General features: G+C 71.5%; 19 protein-coding genes and 1 pseudogene. 11 read left to right on the top strand and 9 right to left on the bottom strand.

The features are described 5' to 3' along the window. Window positions 1–105: 105 nt before the first annotated feature. The 4 genes from ACFFGY_RS18320 to ACFFGY_RS18305 are packed head-to-tail and all read left to right on the top strand — an operon-like array spanning window position 106 to window position 1,298. Window positions 106–390, top strand: a complete 285-nt coding sequence (locus tag ACFFGY_RS18320; RefSeq protein WP_377045966.1) for a hypothetical protein — start codon at window positions 106–108, stop codon at window positions 388–390. Continuing rightward, window positions 383–658, top strand: coding sequence for a hypothetical protein (locus ACFFGY_RS18315; protein WP_377045965.1), 276 nt, complete (start codon window positions 383–385; stop codon window positions 656–658). The genes ACFFGY_RS18320 and ACFFGY_RS18315 overlap by 8 nt, the downstream gene beginning before the upstream one ends. Further along, window positions 655–1,005 (top strand): hypothetical protein, encoded by a 351-nt coding sequence (locus ACFFGY_RS18310; protein WP_377045964.1) that lies wholly within the window; start codon window positions 655–657, stop codon window positions 1,003–1,005. The genes ACFFGY_RS18315 and ACFFGY_RS18310 overlap by 4 nt, the downstream gene beginning before the upstream one ends. Further along, window positions 1,005–1,298, top strand: a complete 294-nt coding sequence (locus ACFFGY_RS18305) for a helix-turn-helix transcriptional regulator (RefSeq protein WP_377045963.1) — start codon at window positions 1,005–1,007, stop codon at window positions 1,296–1,298. The genes ACFFGY_RS18310 and ACFFGY_RS18305 overlap by 1 nt, the downstream gene beginning before the upstream one ends. Window positions 1,299–1,845: 547 nt before the next feature. Here ACFFGY_RS18305 and ACFFGY_RS18300 read toward each other — a convergent pair. Continuing rightward, complete coding sequence (locus ACFFGY_RS18300) at window positions 1,846–3,111, bottom strand: tyrosine-type recombinase/integrase (protein WP_377045962.1); 1,266 nt, start codon at window positions 3,109–3,111, stop codon at window positions 1,846–1,848. A gap of 161 nt (window positions 3,112–3,272) precedes the next feature. Between ACFFGY_RS18300 and ACFFGY_RS18295 the strand changes: the two are divergent. Next, window positions 3,273–3,455: pseudogene (locus tag ACFFGY_RS18295) on the top strand (plasmid stabilization protein); the annotation flags it as partial. A 55-nt stretch (window positions 3,456–3,510) separates the two neighbouring features. Here ACFFGY_RS18295 and ACFFGY_RS18290 read toward each other — a convergent pair. From ACFFGY_RS18290 to ACFFGY_RS18280, 3 genes are all read right to left on the bottom strand, one after another. Beyond that, window positions 3,511–6,048 (bottom strand): bifunctional diguanylate cyclase/phosphodiesterase, encoded by a 2,538-nt coding sequence (locus tag ACFFGY_RS18290; RefSeq protein WP_377045961.1) that lies wholly within the window; start codon window positions 6,046–6,048, stop codon window positions 3,511–3,513. Between the two features lie 421 nt (window positions 6,049–6,469). Continuing rightward, a complete protein-coding gene (locus ACFFGY_RS18285) occupies window positions 6,470–7,801 on the bottom strand; it encodes an aspartate aminotransferase family protein (protein WP_377045960.1) in 1,332 nt (443 codons plus the stop codon). A gap of 295 nt (window positions 7,802–8,096) precedes the next feature. Continuing rightward, window positions 8,097–8,897 carry a type 1 glutamine amidotransferase domain-containing protein gene (locus tag ACFFGY_RS18280; protein WP_377045959.1) on the bottom strand — a complete coding sequence of 267 codons (801 nt, stop codon included), beginning with the start codon at window positions 8,895–8,897 and terminating at the stop codon, window positions 8,097–8,099. Window positions 8,898–9,013: 116 nt separating this feature from the next. Between ACFFGY_RS18280 and ACFFGY_RS18275 the strand changes: the two genes are divergently transcribed. Next, on the top strand, window positions 9,014–9,925 hold the full coding sequence (locus ACFFGY_RS18275) for a LysR family transcriptional regulator (protein WP_377045958.1): 912 nt from the start codon (window positions 9,014–9,016) through the stop codon (window positions 9,923–9,925). 205 nt (window positions 9,926–10,130) lie between these two features. Here the strand turns inward: ACFFGY_RS18275 and ACFFGY_RS18270 are convergent, their stop codons facing one another. Both ACFFGY_RS18270 and ACFFGY_RS18265 read right to left on the bottom strand, forming a co-directional pair. Further along, complete coding sequence (locus ACFFGY_RS18270) at window positions 10,131–10,340, bottom strand: hypothetical protein (RefSeq protein WP_377045957.1); 210 nt, start codon at window positions 10,338–10,340, stop codon at window positions 10,131–10,133. Between the two features lie 80 nt (window positions 10,341–10,420). Then, window positions 10,421–10,993, bottom strand: coding sequence for a TetR/AcrR family transcriptional regulator (locus ACFFGY_RS18265; RefSeq protein ID WP_377045956.1), 573 nt, complete (start codon window positions 10,991–10,993; stop codon window positions 10,421–10,423). A 198-nt stretch (window positions 10,994–11,191) separates the two neighbouring features. Between ACFFGY_RS18265 and ACFFGY_RS18260 the strand changes: the two genes are divergently transcribed. After that, window positions 11,192–11,578 (top strand): nuclear transport factor 2 family protein, encoded by a 387-nt coding sequence (locus ACFFGY_RS18260; RefSeq protein ID WP_377045955.1) that lies wholly within the window; start codon window positions 11,192–11,194, stop codon window positions 11,576–11,578. Window positions 11,579–11,667: 89 nt separating this feature from the next. Here the strand turns inward: ACFFGY_RS18260 and ACFFGY_RS18255 are convergent, their stop codons facing one another. Further along, entirely contained in the window at window positions 11,668–12,045 is a 378-nt protein-coding gene (locus ACFFGY_RS18255) for a winged helix-turn-helix transcriptional regulator (protein ID WP_377045954.1), read from the bottom strand. A gap of 103 nt (window positions 12,046–12,148) precedes the next feature. On the opposite strand from ACFFGY_RS18255, the gene ACFFGY_RS18250 reads away from it, so the two are divergent. After that, a complete protein-coding gene (locus ACFFGY_RS18250; protein ID WP_377045953.1) occupies window positions 12,149–13,210 on the top strand; it encodes an SDR family oxidoreductase in 1,062 nt (353 codons plus the stop codon). A 213-nt stretch (window positions 13,211–13,423) separates the two neighbouring features. Next, window positions 13,424–14,425, top strand: a complete 1,002-nt coding sequence (locus ACFFGY_RS18245) for an EthD domain-containing protein (RefSeq protein ID WP_377045952.1) — start codon at window positions 13,424–13,426, stop codon at window positions 14,423–14,425. 172 nt (window positions 14,426–14,597) lie between these two features. Here ACFFGY_RS18245 and ACFFGY_RS18240 read toward each other — a convergent pair whose 3' ends face one another. After that, window positions 14,598–15,098: a cupin domain-containing protein gene (locus tag ACFFGY_RS18240; RefSeq protein WP_377045951.1), complete on the bottom strand. Its 501-nt coding sequence runs from the start codon at window positions 15,096–15,098 to the stop codon at window positions 14,598–14,600. 479 nt (window positions 15,099–15,577) lie between these two features. Here ACFFGY_RS18240 and ACFFGY_RS18235 point away from each other — a divergent pair, with 479 nt between their 5' ends. Both ACFFGY_RS18235 and ACFFGY_RS18230 read left to right on the top strand, forming a co-directional pair. Beyond that, window positions 15,578–16,639 carry a catalase family peroxidase gene (locus tag ACFFGY_RS18235; protein ID WP_377045950.1) on the top strand — a complete coding sequence of 354 codons (1,062 nt, stop codon included), beginning with the start codon at window positions 15,578–15,580 and terminating at the stop codon, window positions 16,637–16,639. Next, on the top strand, window positions 16,636–17,247 hold the full coding sequence (locus tag ACFFGY_RS18230; RefSeq protein WP_377045949.1) for a cytochrome b: 612 nt from the start codon (window positions 16,636–16,638) through the stop codon (window positions 17,245–17,247). Before ACFFGY_RS18235 ends, ACFFGY_RS18230 begins: the two co-directional genes overlap by 4 nt. A gap of 104 nt (window positions 17,248–17,351) precedes the next feature. Here ACFFGY_RS18230 and ACFFGY_RS18225 read toward each other — a convergent pair whose 3' ends face one another. Continuing rightward, window positions 17,352–17,540 carry a hypothetical protein gene (locus tag ACFFGY_RS18225; protein ID WP_377045948.1) on the bottom strand — a complete coding sequence of 63 codons (189 nt, stop codon included), beginning with the start codon at window positions 17,538–17,540 and terminating at the stop codon, window positions 17,352–17,354. Between the last annotated feature and the right edge of the window lie 9 nt (window positions 17,541–17,549).

The raw sequence follows: 17,549 nt of genomic DNA, 5'->3' as shown, positions 1-17,549 counted from the left end.
AGCCGCTCCGAAGGGCTTCACGATGCGGGTGCAGGACGGTCATGCCCCGATGCGGATCGAGTTCCCGGGCGGCCTGGCCTGCCTGATGCCGATGAGGGTGTGACGATGGCGACCGCCACCGCGCCCACCCAGATCCCGAAGCTGTTCAAGTCGCACTTCCGGGTCCTCGACAAGGCGGAGACCGCCGGCTGCGTGCGTCGCGCCGGCGCCTACAGCGACGTGCCGCAGAACCGCTCCGCGAAGGAGCCCGGCTTCGACTGGCCGCTGCAGGTGGACCGCTGCATCGCCAAGGGCCTGCTCGCCCCGGGCGTCGCCTTCAACACCTACGTGCTGACGGAGCGCGGCCGCGCAGCGCTGGCCTGTGCGCGCGAGGAGAAGGCCGATGCTTGAGGCCACCACCGAGGGCCTGCCCCTCATCACCCTCGACGGCACCCTGCACGAGATGCGCGCGCGGATCAGCTCCGCCACCGACGTGCAGGTCTGGGCCGCCGGCTGGACGAAGGCGCTGGAGCAGTGCCCAGATGTCGCATCGGCGCGACGCCTCCGCACGCTGAACGGCCCGAACCTCGCCAGCGTGTCGCACCAGCACCCCGATGCCGTGAAGCAGGTAGAGCGCAGCATCGAACGGCGCATCGCCGAACTGGAGGACACGCCATGAGCGCCCTCCAGGGCACACCGCCCGGCTACCACGCGGGCGACACCTCGCGCCGCACCCGCGCGTTGCGCCCTGACATCGGCCTCTCGGACGAGTTCGTGGCGGCCGTGCGCCGGATGCGGAAGCAGGGCCAGGAGCCGGCCGACATCGCCATCACGCTGGCGGTGCCCGTTGAGGTGATCGAACGCGCCATGCTGGCGATGCGGACGCCCCGGCCGGAGCGGATGCGCGGCACCCTCAACGTCACCCGCGAGGCGCACGACCTGGTGCATCGCGAACGCCGAGGCGACGAGCCGGTCTGGCAGACCATGGACCGTCTGCTAGGCGAACTGATCGAGCGGAGGAGCTGATGCCGTCAGACATCTTGAACAGCGACCCCTATCTCCGCCTCGCCGAGGTGGAGCGGGAGGTTGGGCTCGGCCGGTCCACCATCTACCGCCGCATGCGTGACGGCACCTTCCCGCTTGCGCGGCAGCTGGGCGGTGGATCGGTGCGGTGGCCGCTCTCCGCGATCAAGGCGTGGAAGGAAGAGCACCCGGTCGGCGTGCTGATTAATCCTGCAGCAGGAGCGGAAGTGCCAGGCCGCTTGGCACCACCAGTTCGGCGACGCCGGGCAGACCAGAGGACGGCATCGTCGAGGTAAGTGCTGCCGTCCGTTAGGCGCGAAGAACCCCGCCGGCCTCGGCGGGCGGGTTAGTCAGAAGCACCTATCGGTGAGTTCTCAGGATCTCCAGCACCTTCCGCTGCTCAGCCCGACGCTGCCGGCGCACCTGCCAGTAGTTCAGGACAGCAGCGCAGAGTGCGAACACCAGCAGGATAGCGATGTAGGGAACCTCGTGAGGGGGAAGAGCTGGCCCAGACACCATTGCGGTCATCCACAGGTGGATCGCCATGAGACGCCGCCCGGTGTCACCGAGCAAGCGCCGCTCGATGGAGCGAGTGATGGCGCCAGGGAATGGCTGGTTACAATCTCCGGCTAGCGGAGCGGCAAGGTGCTGCCAGCGGCTAGTCAGAGATAGCTTGACGAAGACCCTTGGAGAACGCCTCGGCGTTGACCAGGGAACCTTGGCTAGCTGCAGTTGGAGAAGACTGCCTAAATTCCAGACTTCTTGGTCATCGTAGGCTATGTCTTGGTGGAACCTCTGATCTTTTCGGAACGTTCATCAACGCTACCAAAGCACGCCTGAAGCTCAGGCCGCCTGCTGTACCGCGACCCGCGACAGCAGGGCCTCCGCGGGCGTGGCGCCTTCCAGCAGCATGTTAGCCCAGGCCGCCCAGAGTTCGCGCTTGCGCATATCGTGGGTGGCCCGGTTGTAGGCCGCCTCGATCGCTCCCTTGCCCTCGTGCGCCAGCATGAGGTCGATGACGCCGCGGTCCTGCGGGAACCGCTCGTTCAGGATCGTCGAGAAGGTCGCGCGCCAGCCATGCGGCACATGCCGGCCTTCGTAGCCCGCGCGCAGTAGCAGGTCGGCCAGCAGGGTGTTCGCGAAGCCTGCTGAGGGGCGGCGGGCATTCGGAAAGACAAAGCGTGAGCGGCCGCTCAACGGATGCGCCAGGCGCAGCAGCTCCACCGCCTGGGGCGCCAGCATCACGAGATGGTCGCGACGCATCTTCATGCGGGCCGCCGGGATGCGCCACCGCGGCTCCGCTCCGTTAAGACCCTCGAACTCCGACCATTCCGCTTGGCCGGCCTCGCCGACGCGCACGGCGGTTAGGGCCACCAAGCGGTGGGCGAGGAGAGATAGGGGTTTCGCGCTTCGCTCCTCCACGTCACGCAGCACCTGGCGCGCCTCCTCGATGGTCGCCACCGCCGGGCGGCGTGTCTTCTGGGGCGTCACGAGCGCTGGCGCCACCACGGCGGCCGGATCTGTGTCACCCTGCCCCGAGGCGATGGCGTGGACGAAAATGGCGGACATGCGCTGGCGCACGCGCTTGGCGACATCCGCCGCGCCGCGTGCCTCGATCTTCCGCAGCAGCGCCAGCACCATGGGCGCGGTGATGTCGCGCACCGGGATGCGGCCGATCACCGGGAAGACGTCGCCTTCCAGGCTGTTCATGCAGATGACAGCGTGCTTCGGAACCCAGGTCGGAGAGCGCACGGCGAACCAGTCGCGCGCTACGGCCTCGAAGGTGGTGACCGCCGCCACCGCGTCGCTCGCCTTCTGCAGCATCCGCTCGGCGCTGGGGTCCCTGCCCTGTCTCAGCAGCGCCCGGGCGGCCTCACGCGCCGCGCGGGCCTGGGAAAGGCTGACATCTGGGTACTTGCCCAGCGCCAGCATCTTCTCCTTACCGCCGAACTCGTACCGGTAGCGCCAGAGCTTGGAGGCTTTCGCCTCCCTGCCGTTCTCGCCCTTCTTCGGGGCGGGCATCACCTGCAGGTGCAGACCCTGACCGTCGGCAAGACGGTAGGGCTTGTCTTTCGGGGCCGCTGCCTTGATCTGCTTGTCGGTCAGCATCGCTCCACCACTCGCAACCGTACCCGGTTTTTACGGTTCACGTACCCGGCGATGTACCCGGTGTGACCCCGGCTACAGCGGGGCATAACGAGAACATCTGGGAAGACCGGATGACCGATTTTCTAGATGAGCACAAGGACAAAGGGAAGGATCGGGATCAGATGGCACAGGGTCAGGGCAACAAGGACGCCTACACCGACAAGCAGAAGCGCAAGGCCGCTCATATCGAGGAAGGCTACGAGGCGCGCGGCGTGCCCGAGAAGGAAGCCGAGGCGCGGGCCTGGGCCACCGTCAACAAGCAGGACGGCGGCGGCAAGAAGAGCGGCTCGGGCCGCGCCCACGCGGCGAAGAAGGGCTGACGGCACGGGCGACGGGCGGCACCGGAACCGCCCGCGCGGATCAGACCGCTGCGAGATGTTCCGCCGGCAGCGGCAGCTGGCCGATCGCCGCGGCCGGCTGCGGGCGACCCAGCAGGAAGCCCTGCACCTGGTCGCAGCGGTGCTGCCGCAGGAAGCGGAGCTGTTCGGCGGTTTCCACCCCTTCCGCCACGACCTTGAGGTTGAGCGAGCGGCTGAGCGCCAGGATCGCCTCCACGATGGCGCGCGCCCCCTCGTCGCGTTCGAGACCCTGCACGAAGGAGCGGTCGATCTTCAGCGTGTCGAAGGGGAAGCGCTGCAGGTAGCCGAGCGAGGCGTAGCCCGTGCCGAAGTCGTCGAGCGCGATCCGCACGCCCATCGTCTTCAGCCGGCGCAGCGCCGTCAGCGCCCCGTCCGGGTCGTCGATCAGGAGGCCTTCCGTGACCTCGAGGACCAACCGGTCCGGCGCGAGGCCGGTGCGCGCCAGGGCCGCGGCCACCACGGCGGGCAGGTCGCAGCCGCGGATCTGGGCCGGCGACAGGTTCACCGCCACGCGCCAGGGCGAGGGCCAGCCGGCGGCGCAGGCGCAGGCCTCTTCCAGCACCCAGCGGCCGAGCGGCACGATCAGGCCGCACTCCTCCGCCACCGGCACGAACTCGGCCGGCGACACGTTGGTGCCGTCGGGGTGCGTCCAGCGCAGCAGCGCCTCGAAGGAACGCAGCTCCAGCGTTTCGCAGTCGAGGATCGGCTGGAAGTGCAGGCTGAACCCGTCCCCCGCCAGCGCGGCGCGGAGGTCCTGCTCCATGACCCGCCGGGCGCGCTGCTGCTGTTCCATCTGCGGCTCGAAGAAGCGGGCCTTGCCGCGGCCGCCGGCCTTGGCATGGTACAGGGCGGTGTCGGCGTTGCGCAGGAGCTCGGCGCTCTCGGTGCCGTCCTCGGGGTAGAGGGCGATGCCGGCGCTGGCACCCACCAGCACCTCCTGGCCGTTGATCGTGAAAGCCTCGCTCAGCGCCGCGATCACCCGCCGCGCCAGGTCGCACAGCTCCGCCCGGTCCGTGGTGCCGGGCCGCAGCAGCACGAACTCGTCGCCGCCGGTGCGCGCCACCGTGTCGCGGGGCGCGACCACGGTGCGCAGGCGCGTGGCCACCTGCACCAGCAGCAGGTCGCCGGCGGCGTGGCCCAGCACGTCGTTGACCGCCTTGAAGCGGTCGAGGTCGAGGCAGAGCACCGAGAGCCCCTGCCCGTTGCGGCTCGACCCGGCGATCGCGTCGTCGATGCGCGCGCCCAGCAGCCGCCGGTTGGCCAGGCCGGTCAGCCCGTCGTGATGGGCCAGGTGGCTGATCCGCGCCTCGGCCCGCTTGCGCTCGGTGATGTCGGTAAAGGTCCGCACCGTTCCCCCGTCCGGCAGGGCGCGGGCGCGGACCTCCAGGGTCCGCCCGTCCGGCAGGGGGTATTCCGTGGGCGCCGAACCCTGCCCCTCCGCCGGGGCGTGGCTCAGGAAGCGCAGCGCGGCGGGGCCGCCGCGGCTCGCAGGGCCGCTCAGGGGGTCGGCGAAGCTGGGCAGGCGCCGGGTGTCGGGCGGCAGCGCCAGGATTTCCCGCGCGCGGCGGTTGAGCACCGGGACCCGCCCGGCCGCGTCCACCATCAGCAGCCCCTGGTCGATGTTCTCCACCGCGTCCCACAGCGCCTTCTGCGAGGCCAGCCGCCGGCGGCGGTTGCTGATCAGCAGCGCGCCCAGCCCGATCACCAGCACCGAGATCCCGGCCCCGCACAGGAGCCAGTTGCGCCGGTATTCCCGGAAATGAGCCAGGATGGCGGCCTCGTCGAGGCCGACCATGACCACCAGCGGCGCATGGGGGAGGTGATGGAAGCTCACCAGCCGCCGGACGCCATCGAGCGGGCTGCGGGCCATGAGCGTGCCCTGCGGCCGTGCCGCGATGCCCTGCATCAGCTCGCTGCCGCTGAGGTCGGCGCCCAGCGTGCGGTCCTGGGCAGGGCCCCGGCCGCGCACCACGCCATCGTCGCCCACCAGCGCCAGCATGCCCTGCGGGCCCATCTCCAGGTGCTCGTAGAGTTCGGTGATCCACCTGGGATCGAGCGACACCGCCACCACGCCGTCGAAGCGTCCCTGCGCGTCGGTCAGCTTGCGGGTGAACTGCACCGACCAGCGGCCGGACTCGCGCCCCAGCACGGGTCTGCTGATGAACAGCTCGTCGCGGTCGGGATCGAGCTGCGCGCGGAAATGCTCACGGTCGGACAGGTCGGCCGGCCGGACCTGGCCCATGCTGCCGCGGCGCAGGATGCCGTCGCGATCCATCATCCAGGTCGCCACCGTGGTGTCGTCGCGGAAGCCGCCGGCGCGGCTGAGGAAATCGAGGCTGAACCGCGCCGGGTCATGGCGGTAAAGGTCGCGGATCAGCAGCAGCCGCCCGTCCAACGCTTCTACCGTGCGCGCCATCGCCTGCCCGGCCAGGGCCGCGATGTTGGCGGTGTTGCGACGGGCGTCCTCGAGCATCGCGGCGCGCTCGTCGCGCAGGTGCAGGATCAGGACGGCCCAAAGGAAGCCCAGGGTGACCAGCACCAGCAGGCTTTCGCCGGGAATGACGGTCGCCCCTTGCCGGAGCCCGCGCAGGCTGCCGGCCCAGCGGCCCGGACCCGCGCCGCCCCGCCTGTCACGCCCCGGGACCGATGGGGGGACTGGCGCTTCAGCCACGGTGCCCCGACGCCCGCGCGCCGGCGCCCCGTGCCGCGCGGTGCCGGTCGCGACGCGGGCGGGGAGGCTCGGAGCGGGTCATGGCCTTGCCTGCCATCTCTGTTCCTGACGGGGCAGGCCGCCATCCTGCGGCCACCCGCCTCAAGGCTTCCTTAACGGCGGGCCCTGTCCGACAAGCGCTGTCCGGCAAGCGCCGTCCGGCAGGCCCCACCGGCCAGCCCGGCCCGGCAGGCGCCGTCCGGCGCCAGCCTTCCCCTGCGGCCGGAGCTTGCCGGACGCCGCGCGCGGCTCAGGCCGGAACGGCGCGGATCGCCCCGTCCAGAACCTCGACGATGCGCTCCACGTGCCGGTCCTCGACGATCAGCGGCGGCGACAGCGCCACGATGTCGCCGGTCACGCGCACCAGCAGCCCGTCCTCGAAGCAGCGGCGGAACACGTCCATGGCGCGGGCACCCGGCGCGCCCGGGCGGGGCTCCAGCTCGATGCCGGCGATCAGGCCGAAGTCGCGCACGTCCACCACGCCGGCGGCGCGGTCGAACCCGTGCACCGCCTCGGCCCAGCGCGGCAGCATGGCCATGGCGCGGCCGGGCAGGTCTTCCTCGCGGTGGAGGTCCAGCGTGGCGACCGCGGCGGCGGCGGCCAGCGGGTGGCCGGAATAGGTGTAGCCGTGGAACAGCTCGATGCCGTTGGGCGCGCCCTCGACCACGGTGCGGAAGATCTCGTCGCTCGTGGCGACGGCGCCCATCGGCACCGCGGCGTTGGTCAGGCCCTTGGCCATGGTCATGATGTCGGGGGTCACGCCCAGGCGCTCGGCCCCGAAATTGGTGCCCAGGCGCCCGAAGCCGGTGATGACCTCGTCGAAGATCAGCAGGATGCCGTGCTTCGTGCAGATCTCGCGCAGGCGCTGGAGGTAGCCCACCGGCGGCACCAGCACGCCGGTGGAGCCCGCCACCGGCTCCACCATCACCGCCGCGATCGTGTCGGCGCCGTGCAGCGCCACGAGGTTCTCCAGCGTGTCGGCCAGTTCCGCGCCGTGCTCGGGCTGGCCGTGGCTGAAGCGGTTGCGATCCGGCAGGTGGGTGTGCGGCAGGTGGTCGACGTAGGGCAGCATGGCGCCGAACTGCTTGCGGTTGCCGCCGATGCCGCCCACGCTCATGCCGCCGAAGCCGACGCCGTGATAGCCGCGCTCGCGCCCGACGAGGCGCACGCGCTGCGCCTGGCCGCGCGCCTTGTGGTAGGCCAGCGCGATCTTCAGCGCGGTGTCGGCGCTCTCGCTGCCGGAATTGGTGAAGAAGACGCGGCTGAGGCCCTCGGGCAGCATGTCGGCGACGCGCGCCGCGGCCTCGAAGGCGATCGGGTGGCCCATCTGGAAGGTGGGCGCGAAGTCCATGATCGCCGCCTGGCGCTGGATCGCCTCGGTAATCTGGGTGCGGCCGTGGCCGGCGTTGCAGCACCACAGCCCCGCCGTGCCGTCCAGGATCTCGCGCCCCTCGGGCGTGTAGTAGTGCATGCCCTCGGCCCGGGCGAGCAGGCGCGGGTTCGCCTTGAAGGATCGGTTGTCGGTGAAGGGCATCCAGAACGCGTCGAGGTCGTTCGGGCGGGAAGTGCGGATCTCGTTCATCGGGTGGGCTCCGGTACTGGGCGGGCCGAGGCTGGCGGGGCGGGAGGATGCCGTCCGACGGGGCAACGCGGCAATGGGGCACCGCGGCAGCATTCCGGCCGCCGCGGTCGCGGGCGGGCGGCGGATGCCCAAGCGGGCGGCGCAATGCCTCGCTTCCTTACTATCCTACCATCTTACTATCTTACTTTCGCGCCGGCTGCCCGCGGGTGGGCGCGGCGCTCCGCCGGCGGGATCACCCGACCGCCGGGACGACCGCCCCATGCAGCGGTCCTCCCCGCGCCAAAAGAGCAGTTTCTCACGCGGTCGCAGGCGCGCGGTCGAGCGCCTCGATCAGCCTGGCCGCCAGCAGATGGTCCGAGGCGGGGTTCTGGCCGGTGATGAGCTCACGATCCACCACCACGTTCGGCGCGAAGTCGACCGAACCGGTGGTCACGCTGCCGCCCGCGGCCTCCAGCGCTTCGGGCATGTCGAAGCAGAGCCTGCCGTGCAGGAGGTGTTCCTCGGCCACCCGCTCCTCGCTCGCCGAGAAGACGGTCATCCGGTAGCCCGCGTAGGGCCAGCCCTGCGCGTACCCGGCGGCCGCGGCCCGGTCCCCGGCGACCAGCGCGGCGCGGAACTCGCGGGCACGCGGCATGGCGGCGGCGATGGCGATCGGGCCGTGGCAGAGCAGCGCGGTCGGCTTCGCGGCCGCGTGGAAGTGGCGCAGGATCGTGCCGAGCTCGGCATCCTGCATGAGGTCGACCACGGGCGCATGGCCGCCGGGCACGAACAGGCCGGCGTAGTTGTCCAGCCCGGCGTCGATCACCGAGCGCAGAGTGCGGACCTCGTTCATGGCGCGATCCTCGGCGAAGAAGCGCCCGGCCCGCGCGTAGGCGGCCTCGTCGCCGCCGAAATGCCCCGCCGTGTCGGAGGCCTCGTCGATATGCGGCCTGGTGCCGTCCGGCGTGGCGAGGACGACGTCGTAGCCGGCCTCGATCAGCGCCATCGCCGGCACGACCGTCTCGTTGAGGTACTGTCCGATCGCGGCCGTGGCGCCGCCCTGGAGCTCGATCCGCGTGGCGTTGGAGCCGATCACGAGCACTGTTCCCTTGGTCATCTGAGCCTCCGTTGCATCGTCCGTGTTGTGCTGCGGACGGGTGCAGCATCGCCTCGCCAGAGGTATTCCAGAAATTTATTGTTTTGAGTTCAGATATCCTGTCGGCATTATAACCCGTGCGCTACGACCTCAACCTCATGCCGATCTTCATCGCCCTGATGGAGGAGCGCAGCGTCACGCGCGCCGCGGAGCGCCTGGGCATGACGCAGCCGGCGCTGTCGAACGCGCTGTCGCGACTGCGGGCCACGCTGCAGGACCAGCTCTTCATCCGCGAGCGCTACGGCATCCAGCCGACCCCGGTCGCCCTGGCGCTGGCACCCGCCATCGCCGAGGCCGTGGCAAGGCTCGACGAGGCGGTGCTCGGCCAGCAGGAATTCGACCCGGCCAGCGCCGAGCGGCTGCTGACCGTCGCGCCCAACGGCTACGTCGAGTTCGCCTTGGTGCCCGCCCTCGTGGCGCGGCTGCGGCGGGACGCCCCCGGCATCAGGCTTCGCCTCACCCCCTACAGCAACGACCTGGCGGAAACCGGCGTCGTGTCCGGCACCACCGCGCTGGTGCTCGGCCGCATCGCCGACCCGCCCGACAACCTCGTGGTCCAGCACCTGATGGATGAAGGCCTCGCCTGCGTGGTGCGGGCGGACCATCCCGAGATCGGCGACAGCATGACCCGCGAGCAGTTCGAGCGGCTCCGGCACGTCAACGTGGTGCCGCCCGGCCGCATGCGGGCAGGGCTGTTCCAGGCGCTGGCGCAGCAGCAGCTGCGGCGCGAGGTCGCCATCTCGGTCACCAACTTCTTCGCCGTCGCCGAGATGGTCGCCGTCACCGACTACTGCGCGACACTGCCCGGGCTGATCTGCCGCCGGCTGGCACGGGACCCGCGGCTGAAGGTTCTGCCCCCGCCGGTCGACCTCGGAACCTTTCCGGTGGAGATGGCCTGGCACGTGCGCTACCGGCACGACGCGGCGCACCGCTGGCTGAGGACGCTGATCGGCGAGGTCGCGGCGGCGCTGCCCGGGGAGGCGCGGTGAACGCGGTGCCCGACGCGCTGCCCCCCGGCGCGCGGGGCCTCTCCGCAGGCCCGCCGTGCGGCGCGCGGTGAATCGCACGGGCGGCGGGCTGCTGATCGGCCGCGGCCTGCTGGCCGTCGCATGGCGCCGGACCGTGGCCTGACCACCCGCCTGCCCTGTTCCGGCGGCGGCACGCCCGCGCCGTCGCCGGGGCGAGTGGCAGGCTTCAACCGCCTTTCCCATGCTCCGCATCGTAGCGTTCCCGCCATTCGGGCAGGCCGTCGGCCCTGATGCGGGCGATGCGGCGCCGCGTCCGCTGGACTTCCTGCACGGAGGCACCGGGAACCCGGCGCAGGTTCTCCAGCTGCATCGCGAGCGAGCGGCGCCAGACCTCTTCCGACAGGTACTTGGTGCGCGGAACCTGTTCTTCGCTCATCGCATCCCCTTCCTGCCCGCGATGCGCGGGAAAGGATCGCCGCGGGCCGCCGCCAGGGGCCGGTCCGGGCCTCCAGTCGCCTAGCGATCCGGGCCGGGCAGGCAGCCCCGCAGAACGGTGTCCGCCAGGCGGTTCGACCAGTCGGCATCGAGCGGCTGGCCGAGCAGGAGGCGCATATAGACCGCCCCCACGGCCGCATCGAGGACCACCGCCAGATCAAGGTCCGCGCGAAGCACGCCACCCTCGATGCCGCGGCCCAGGAGGCGGGCGCTTTCCCGGCGCAGCGGCACCGAGAAGACTTCCAGGAAGACCCGGCGCGTTTCCGGATCGCTCTGCGCCTCGGCCATGACCGAGGCGGCGACCAGGCCCGCCGGCCCGCTCAGCACCCGCACCAGCGAGTCCAGCAGCGCCCGGAAGTCCGTGAGCGGGTCGCCGGTTTCGGCGTAAACGAGCTGCGCCCGGAAAGCGTCCAGGAAGCTCTCGATCGCGAGCAGGCCCCGGGTCGGCCACCAGCGATAGATCGTGGTGCGCGCCACGCCGGAGCGCGATGCGACCGCCTCGGTGGAGAAGCGGCCGAGACCCGTCTCGACGAGGATCGCGTAGGCCGCGTCCAGCACCGCGCGCCGGGCTTCCTCGCTGCGTGGGCGCCCCACCCCACGGGACACCTTCGGGGCAGCAGCCTTCGCGACCAGCACCCCGTCCGGCGTCGGGCCACCCGTGCCTGATCCCCGCCCCATCTTGAAGCCTCCGTATTTACGCTACAGACTGCATCGAAACGGCATGACTGTCCCACGCCGTTCGTCGGGTCGGGCTGATCCCGCGCCCATGCAACCCGCCAGCCGCCGGAGACCATGATGACCGACCGGGCTTCGCAGACCGCAGCCGTGGAAGCGCTTGAACGGGCGCGGGTCGCCGCCATGGTCGCGGCCGACACCGACGCGCTCGACCGGCTGCTGCATGAGGACCTCCTGTTCGGCCACACCGACGGCCATGTCGACAGCAAGGGCACCTACCTGGCGAAGTTCAGGGCCGGTGCCGTCCGGTACTTCGACGCCGATCACCGGATCGAGGCGGTCAGGGTGTTCGGCGACGCCGCGCTCGTGAACTACCGGCTGGCGATGCGGGCCGAGCTGGCAAGCGGTTCGCGGCAACTCAACGTCGCCGCCCTGACCGTCTGGGCGCTGGAGCAGGGGCAATGGCGGATGGTGGCCCACCAGCCGACGGTCGTTGCAGCGTGAGCCGCGCTTCGCGAAAGACAGGGTGCGGCTGACCGGGGCGTGACCGGCGGGCGCCGGCGGCCATCGCCCGCCCGGCTTTCCCGCCGCCCCTACCGCCGCCCGGTCGCCCGGCTGCCGAGCTGGTCCAGCGCGTCGGCGTTGTCGCGCCCCCAGCGGTAGAGCAGCTCCACCGGCTCGATGAAGCGCCGCCCCAGCGCGGTGAGCCGGTATTCCACCGCGGGCGGCACGGTGCCCTCGACATGGCGGGTGATCAGGCCGCTGTTCTCCATCTCGCGCAGCGTCTGGGTGAGCATCTTCTTGGAGATGCCGGGCAGCGAGCGCTGCAGCACGCCGGTGCGCGCCGCCCCGCCGTGTCGCGCGTCCAGCGCGTGCAGGATCATGCTGGTCCACTTGGTGGCGAAGATTTCCAGCACGCGGCGCGGCGCGCAGTCCTCGCGCCAGTCCTCGTCGGGCGTTCCGGGTTGCATGGGTGGTTACCTCCCGGTGCCTATGTCCCATTTCGGTGCCGTCTGGACCAGCCTCCGTGGCCTGCCTACCTGCCCGCGCGGATCAAGCACGGGAGAGCATGTGATGGCCGGTACGGCACTGGTGGTAGGGGCGAGCGGCATCGTGGGCAGCGCCACGGCGGCGGTGCTGCGCGAGGGCGGCTGGACGGTTCACGGGCTGGCGCGGCGGCCGGGCGCGCAGGAAGGCGTGCATCCGGTGGCGGCCGACCTGCTGGATGCTGCTGGCACCGCGGCGGCGCTGCGGGACCTGCGGCCGGAGGCGGTGTTCATCACCACCTGGCTGCGGCAGCCCACGGAAGCGGAGAACATCCGCGTCAACGCCGCCATGGTGCGCAACCTCCTCGACGGGCTACGTCCGGGCGCGAGCGTGCGGCACGTGGCGCTGGTGACGGGGCTCAAGCACTACCTCGGCCCGTTCGAGGCCTACGGCAAGGGCGTGCTGCCGCAAACACCGTTCCGCGAGGAGCAGGGTCGGCTCGACGTCGAGAACTTCTACTACGCGCAGGAGGACGAGGTCTTCGCCGCCGCCGCGCGCGACGGTTTCGGCTGGAGCGTGCATCGCCCGCACACCGTGATCGGCAAGGCCGTGGGCAATGCCATGAACATGGGCACCACGCTGGCGGTCTATGCCACGCTGTGCCGCGAGCTCGGCCGGCCCTTTCGCTTCCCCGGATCGCCGGCGCAGTGGAACGGCCTGACCGACATGACCGACGCGCGGCTGCTGGCCAAGCAGCTGCTCTGGGCCGCGACCACCCCGGCGGCGCGCAACGAGGCCTTCAACGTGGTCAACGGCGACGTGTTCCGCTGGAGCTGGATGTGGGGCCGGATCGCGAACTGGTTCGGGCTGGAGCCCGCGCCTTTCGACGGCACGGTGCAGCCGCTGGAAGCGCAAATGGCGAATGACGCCCCGGTCTGGCGCCGCATCGCCGAGCGCGAGGGGCTGGCGGAGCCCGACCTCGCACGCCTCGCTTCGCCCTGGCACACCGACGCCGATCTCGGCCGCCCGATCGAGGTGGTGACCGACATGAGCAAGAGCCGGCGGCTGGGCTTCACCGCCTACCAGCCGACCGACGACGCCTTCTTCGCGCTGTTCGGGCAGCTGCGCGCGGACCGGCTGATCCCCTGAGCCGCCGGGCGGGGCTTGGGTGATCCAGGTCGCGGCGGCGGGCGGGATGCCGGCCTTCGCGACCCGCGGCGCCGGTGCTTTCCGCCCGCCGGCATCCCGCCGGTGCGCCGACCGTTCCACCAGCAACCATCCCGCCGGCGCGCGCTTCGCCCCACCCGCCACGGGCGGTGGGTGGGAACGCTTCCTTCCCATCGGCTTTTCGGGAGATCCGCCATGAGCACCGAGTTTTCGCGCTCCGACAACCTCCATCGGGCGCCCGGGCGCCGAGCCTTCACGGCCACCACGAAGCCGCTGATCGTGACGCCCACCTTCGTGAGCCGCGTCGACGACACGCCCCCCGGCGCGAGGCCGCGCGACGAGGGGTCGAGCAAGGGGCGCGACGGGGAGGAGGTACAGCGCCCCGACCGCCATCCGGAGCAGCTGGCGATCGAGCCCGATCCCAACCTCGCTTTCGAGCACTGGGACGAATACTGGCGAAAGGTCCACGGGCCGAAATTCGCTTATGACGAGCCGGGTTCCTCGTCGGAGCTGGTGCTGCGCTACGACCAGTTGCACCGCGTGGCCTCGGGCCCTTCCTCCTTCTTCCGCCCGCCGTATCGCGCCATGGTGGAGGCGGGCGACCGGCTGGTGGCCGAGCCGGAGCGGCACGTGCCGGTCTTCCGCCGGCCGCGCTGGGACGGCCTCGCCTATATCGTCTACGCCGAGGAAGCCGATATCGAGCGGACGCTGGGGCAGGAGAAGTTCGCCAGGCGCATCATCGCCGACGAGCAGGTGGCCTTCCGCATGGTGACGCGCGAGATCGCGCGCGAGCACATCCTGATCCCCAGCGCGCGGCACCGCGACCCGGTGAGCCTGGTGAAGATCCATCGCCGCCGGCCGGAACTGTCGCGCGAAGCGTTCCAGGCACGGCTGCTGGGCGAGCACGCGGCGCTGGTGATGCAGCAGCCCGCGACGCACGAGTTCGTTCGCCGCTACGCCCAGCTGCACAACATCGGCTCCACCCAGGAGGACCCGGAGGGGAGCCTGATCGACGCGGTGTCGATCCTGGCCTTCGCGTCGCTCAACGACGTGGAGGACTACCTCGTCAGCCCGGATCACGCGGCGATCGAGGCCTCCGAGAACGCGCTGGCCGGCGAAGGCTCGGAGTTCTGGACGGCGCTGAACTACAGCGTGATCAACCGCCTGCTGCCCGAGCTCGCCACCGAGCGGCCGTGACGGTTGGCCCCGCCGCCCGATCCGGGCGGTGGGGGTTGGCGGTGCGGCATCGTGCCGCGTCGTGGTGGCCACGAGGTGTCGGCGCGGGACTGGGGGCGCGATCGTGCCGTCGCCACCGGTGCGGCGCCGGAAACCGGGGTGCCGGTCCGGGCGGGTGCCGCCGCCCGGTTCCTCAGCCGAAGGGATGGGGCGTCGCGGCGCCGGGCGAGCGGCGGAACTGCACCATCATCTGGAAGCAGGGCTCCTCGCCCACCGTGCCGGAGCGGTGGCCCTTGCGGCCGTCCTGGTCCGCGGTGTCCTGGTCCTGGCCGAAATGGATGTCACCCGGCCCCATCTCGACCCGCGTGCCATCCTGCGTCTCGATGAACCAGCGGCCGCGCAGCGGGATCACCCATTGCGGCTTGGGGCTCTCGTGCCATTCCCCGAGCCAGCCCACGGGCAGGACGTTGAAGGCGACGGCCTCGACCTCGCCCGGGAAGGGGCGCATCCACTGCGGCGCGGCGCCGCCGCCGACGCTCTTCAGCCCGAAGCCGCCCATCAGGGATTCGTTGATGCGGCTGAGCCCGTCCGGGCCGGTCCACATATGGAGGAAGGGCAGGCGCGGCGGATCGTCATTCCGCCGGCCGTCGTTGCTGAGCGGCACCGCCGTGGGCGGGGTGGGATGGTCGGACAAGGGGGCGGTTCCGGTTCTCGGGTCGTGTTTCCCAACGCCGCCGCCGGGGGCCGGTTCCGTTCTGCCGGGGATGCGGGCCCGTGCCGGGTTCCCTGCGATGCGGACGAACGGCCGCCTTTATAGGTTTATATTCTTATAACAGGTGCCTCAGACATGCAAGCCTTTCCTTGCCGACGGGGCTTTGCCCCCGGTGCGCGCGGCAGTGTCATGGGGGTCGCGCGGCTTTTGCCGGTGCCGGAGGTCGCCCGGTCGGCGCCGGGACACGACCGTTCGCGCTGGCAGGCCATCCAGGGTTTTGGGGTGCAGGTAGTCCTCGTTTTCGCGCGCCTCGCGGGTTTTTGCCGGTTTCGCCGCCCTTCGGTCTTCCACGCGGCGGCGGAACACCGCACCCTGCCGACCGAACCGATCGTTCCGGACGGCCGTGAGGCCCCCGGTCCGCCCCGGTGCCCTGCCCCGTCACAGCCACGGAACCCGAGGCCATGCCGCAGCCCCGCCCTTCCCCGCCACGATCCGTGATCGGGTCGCTGGTCGTCATCGCCGCGGTGGTGGGCGGCACCGCCGCCGCCTTCGGCTACACCGCCGGCTGGTTCTCGCCCGACCGGATCACCCCGAACAGGATGGTGGACGCCTTCGGCCCCGACACCGACGCGCGGCTGGGGCACCGGCGCAACCACGCCAAGGGGCTGTGCTTCACCGGCTCCTTCGAGGCCAGCGGCGCCGGCGCGGCGCTGTCGCGGGCGCAGATGATGGCGCAGGGCAGCTACCCGGTGGTGGGCCGCCTGAACCTGGGTGTCACCGATCCCGTGGCGACGGATGCGAGCGCGCGGGTGCGGGGCATGAGCCTGCAGGTGCGGACCCCGGATGGCGGGGAATGGCGCTCCGCCATGATCGACCTGCCCTTCTTTCCGGTGTCGACGCCGCAGGCCTTCTACGGGCTGATGCAGGCGAGCGCGAGCAAGGACCCGGGCGCCATGCCCGCCTTCGCCGCGGCGCATCCGGAGCTGGGAAATTTCGGTGCCTGGGCCAAGACGGCGCCCTGGACCGGCTCTTTCGCCGAGGAGCGCTACAACAGCATCAACTCCTTCGTGTTCACCGATGCCTCCGGGCGCAACAGCACGGTGCGCTGGTCGATGCAGCCCGAGGCGACGCCCATGCCAATTCCGCACGAGGAGCTGGAGCGGCGCGACGCCTCCTTCCTGGAGGGTGAGATCCGGCAGCGGCTCGCCTCCGGTCCCGTGCGCTGGCGCATGACGGTGACCGTGGCGAATCCGGGCGATCCCACGGCCGACCCGAGCAAGGCGTGGCCCGAGGACCGGCGCACGGTGGAGGCGGGCACGCTGGTGCTGAGCGCGGTGCAGGCGGAGGCCGACGGGCCGTGCCGCGAGATCAACTACGACCCGACGGTGCTGCCGGACGGGATGCGGACCTCGGACGACCCCTTCCCCGCCGCGCGCTCGGCCGCCTACGCCAAGTCCTTCGACCGGCGCACGGCCGAGAGCGGCCATTATCCCCGCACCGCCGCCGTCGGAGCCCGGCCATGAGCGCCACCGTGCCCACCGTCACGCCCGCCCCCACCGCCGCGACGGCGTTCGCGCCGCTGGGCCGCTTCACCGCGACCCAGCGCCTGCTGCACTGGACGATGGCGGCCTGCATCCTGGCGATGCTGTTTATCGGCGTCGGCATGGTGTCCACGATCACCACGAAATACGTGACGCTGGTATCGATCCACCGGCCGCTGGGGATCGCGATCCTGGTTCTGGCGATCCTCCGCCTGGCGGTGCGGCTGCGCTTCGGGGCGCCGCCGCTGCCGCCCGACATGCCCGAGCCGATGAAGCTCGCGGCCAAGCTGTCGCACTGGGTCTTCTACGGGCTGATGATCGCGATGCCGGTCATCGGCTGGGCGATGCTGTCGGCCGCGAACTACCCGGTGGTGATGTGGGGCGGCTTCACGCTGCCGCCGATCCTGCCGCCCAGCGAGGCGACCCACGCGATCCTGTGGAACGCGCATTTCACCCTGGCCTTCGCCTTCTTCGCGCTGATCCTGGTGCACCTGGCGGCGGCGCTGTTTCACGCGCTGGTGCGGCGCGACGGCGTGTTCGAGGCGATGGCGCCGGTGCCTTCGGGGCGCGGCGGCGTGCCGGCGGAGTAGGGCCGGCGCCGGGCAGCCTGCCCGGGCCGCGCGCCATGCCGCCCCAGGCGACGGCGCGCGAGGATGAGGGAGCACCGGCCTCCGGGTGTCCGGCGGCCGCCCTTTCAGGCCCGGCGGCCGCCTTCCCGGTTCGGCTCGGCCTGGGGCCCGCGGGCTTCGGAGCTGTTGGCCTCGCTGCCCAGCTTCTCGAGGCGTCGCTTCACCGCGAGGTCCTCCGCGCTCAGCGGGGCGGGTTCCTCCACCGCCACGCCGGGCGGTACGGCATCGCCCGGGTCATGCTTGCTCTGGGCCATCCTGGCCTC

The sequence above is a fragment of the Roseomonas elaeocarpi genome (assembly GCF_042433915.1).
Lineage (GTDB): Bacteria > Pseudomonadota > Alphaproteobacteria > Acetobacterales > Acetobacteraceae > Roseomonas > Roseomonas elaeocarpi.
This window is presented reverse-complemented; position numbering and strand designations above follow the sequence as displayed.

What these genes read in the sequence shown, in the direction of transcription:
- ACFFGY_RS18235 (WP_377045950.1), top strand. Translation starts at nt 15,578, where the DNA reads ATGCCGCAGCCCCGCCCTTCCCCGCCACGATCCGTGATCGGGTCGCTG.
- ACFFGY_RS18245 (WP_377045952.1), top strand. Translation starts at nt 13,424, where the DNA reads ATGAGCACCGAGTTTTCGCGCTCCGACAACCTCCATCGGGCGCCCGGG.
- ACFFGY_RS18250 (WP_377045953.1), top strand. Translation starts at nt 12,149, where the DNA reads ATGGCCGGTACGGCACTGGTGGTAGGGGCGAGCGGCATCGTGGGCAGC.
- ACFFGY_RS18225 (WP_377045948.1), bottom strand. Translation starts at nt 17,540, where the DNA reads ATGGCCCAGAGCAAGCATGACCCGGGCGATGCCGTACCGCCCGGCGTG.
- ACFFGY_RS18260 (WP_377045955.1), top strand. Translation starts at nt 11,192, where the DNA reads ATGATGACCGACCGGGCTTCGCAGACCGCAGCCGTGGAAGCGCTTGAA.
- ACFFGY_RS18305 (WP_377045963.1), top strand. Translation starts at nt 1,005, where the DNA reads ATGCCGTCAGACATCTTGAACAGCGACCCCTATCTCCGCCTCGCCGAG.
- ACFFGY_RS18255 (WP_377045954.1), bottom strand. Translation starts at nt 12,045, where the DNA reads ATGCAACCCGGAACGCCCGACGAGGACTGGCGCGAGGACTGCGCGCCG.
- ACFFGY_RS18315 (WP_377045965.1), top strand. Translation starts at nt 383, where the DNA reads ATGCTTGAGGCCACCACCGAGGGCCTGCCCCTCATCACCCTCGACGGC.
- ACFFGY_RS18230 (WP_377045949.1), top strand. Translation starts at nt 16,636, where the DNA reads ATGAGCGCCACCGTGCCCACCGTCACGCCCGCCCCCACCGCCGCGACG.
- ACFFGY_RS18280 (WP_377045959.1), bottom strand. Translation starts at nt 8,897, where the DNA reads ATGACCAAGGGAACAGTGCTCGTGATCGGCTCCAACGCCACGCGGATC.
- ACFFGY_RS18270 (WP_377045957.1), bottom strand. Translation starts at nt 10,340, where the DNA reads ATGAGCGAAGAACAGGTTCCGCGCACCAAGTACCTGTCGGAAGAGGTC.
- ACFFGY_RS18310 (WP_377045964.1), top strand. Translation starts at nt 655, where the DNA reads ATGAGCGCCCTCCAGGGCACACCGCCCGGCTACCACGCGGGCGACACC.
- ACFFGY_RS18285 (WP_377045960.1), bottom strand. Translation starts at nt 7,801, where the DNA reads ATGAACGAGATCCGCACTTCCCGCCCGAACGACCTCGACGCGTTCTGG.
- ACFFGY_RS18320 (WP_377045966.1), top strand. Translation starts at nt 106, where the DNA reads ATGGCGACCGCCACCGCGCCCACCCAGATCCCGAAGCTGTTCAAGTCG.
- ACFFGY_RS18300 (WP_377045962.1), bottom strand. Translation starts at nt 3,111, where the DNA reads ATGCTGACCGACAAGCAGATCAAGGCAGCGGCCCCGAAAGACAAGCCC.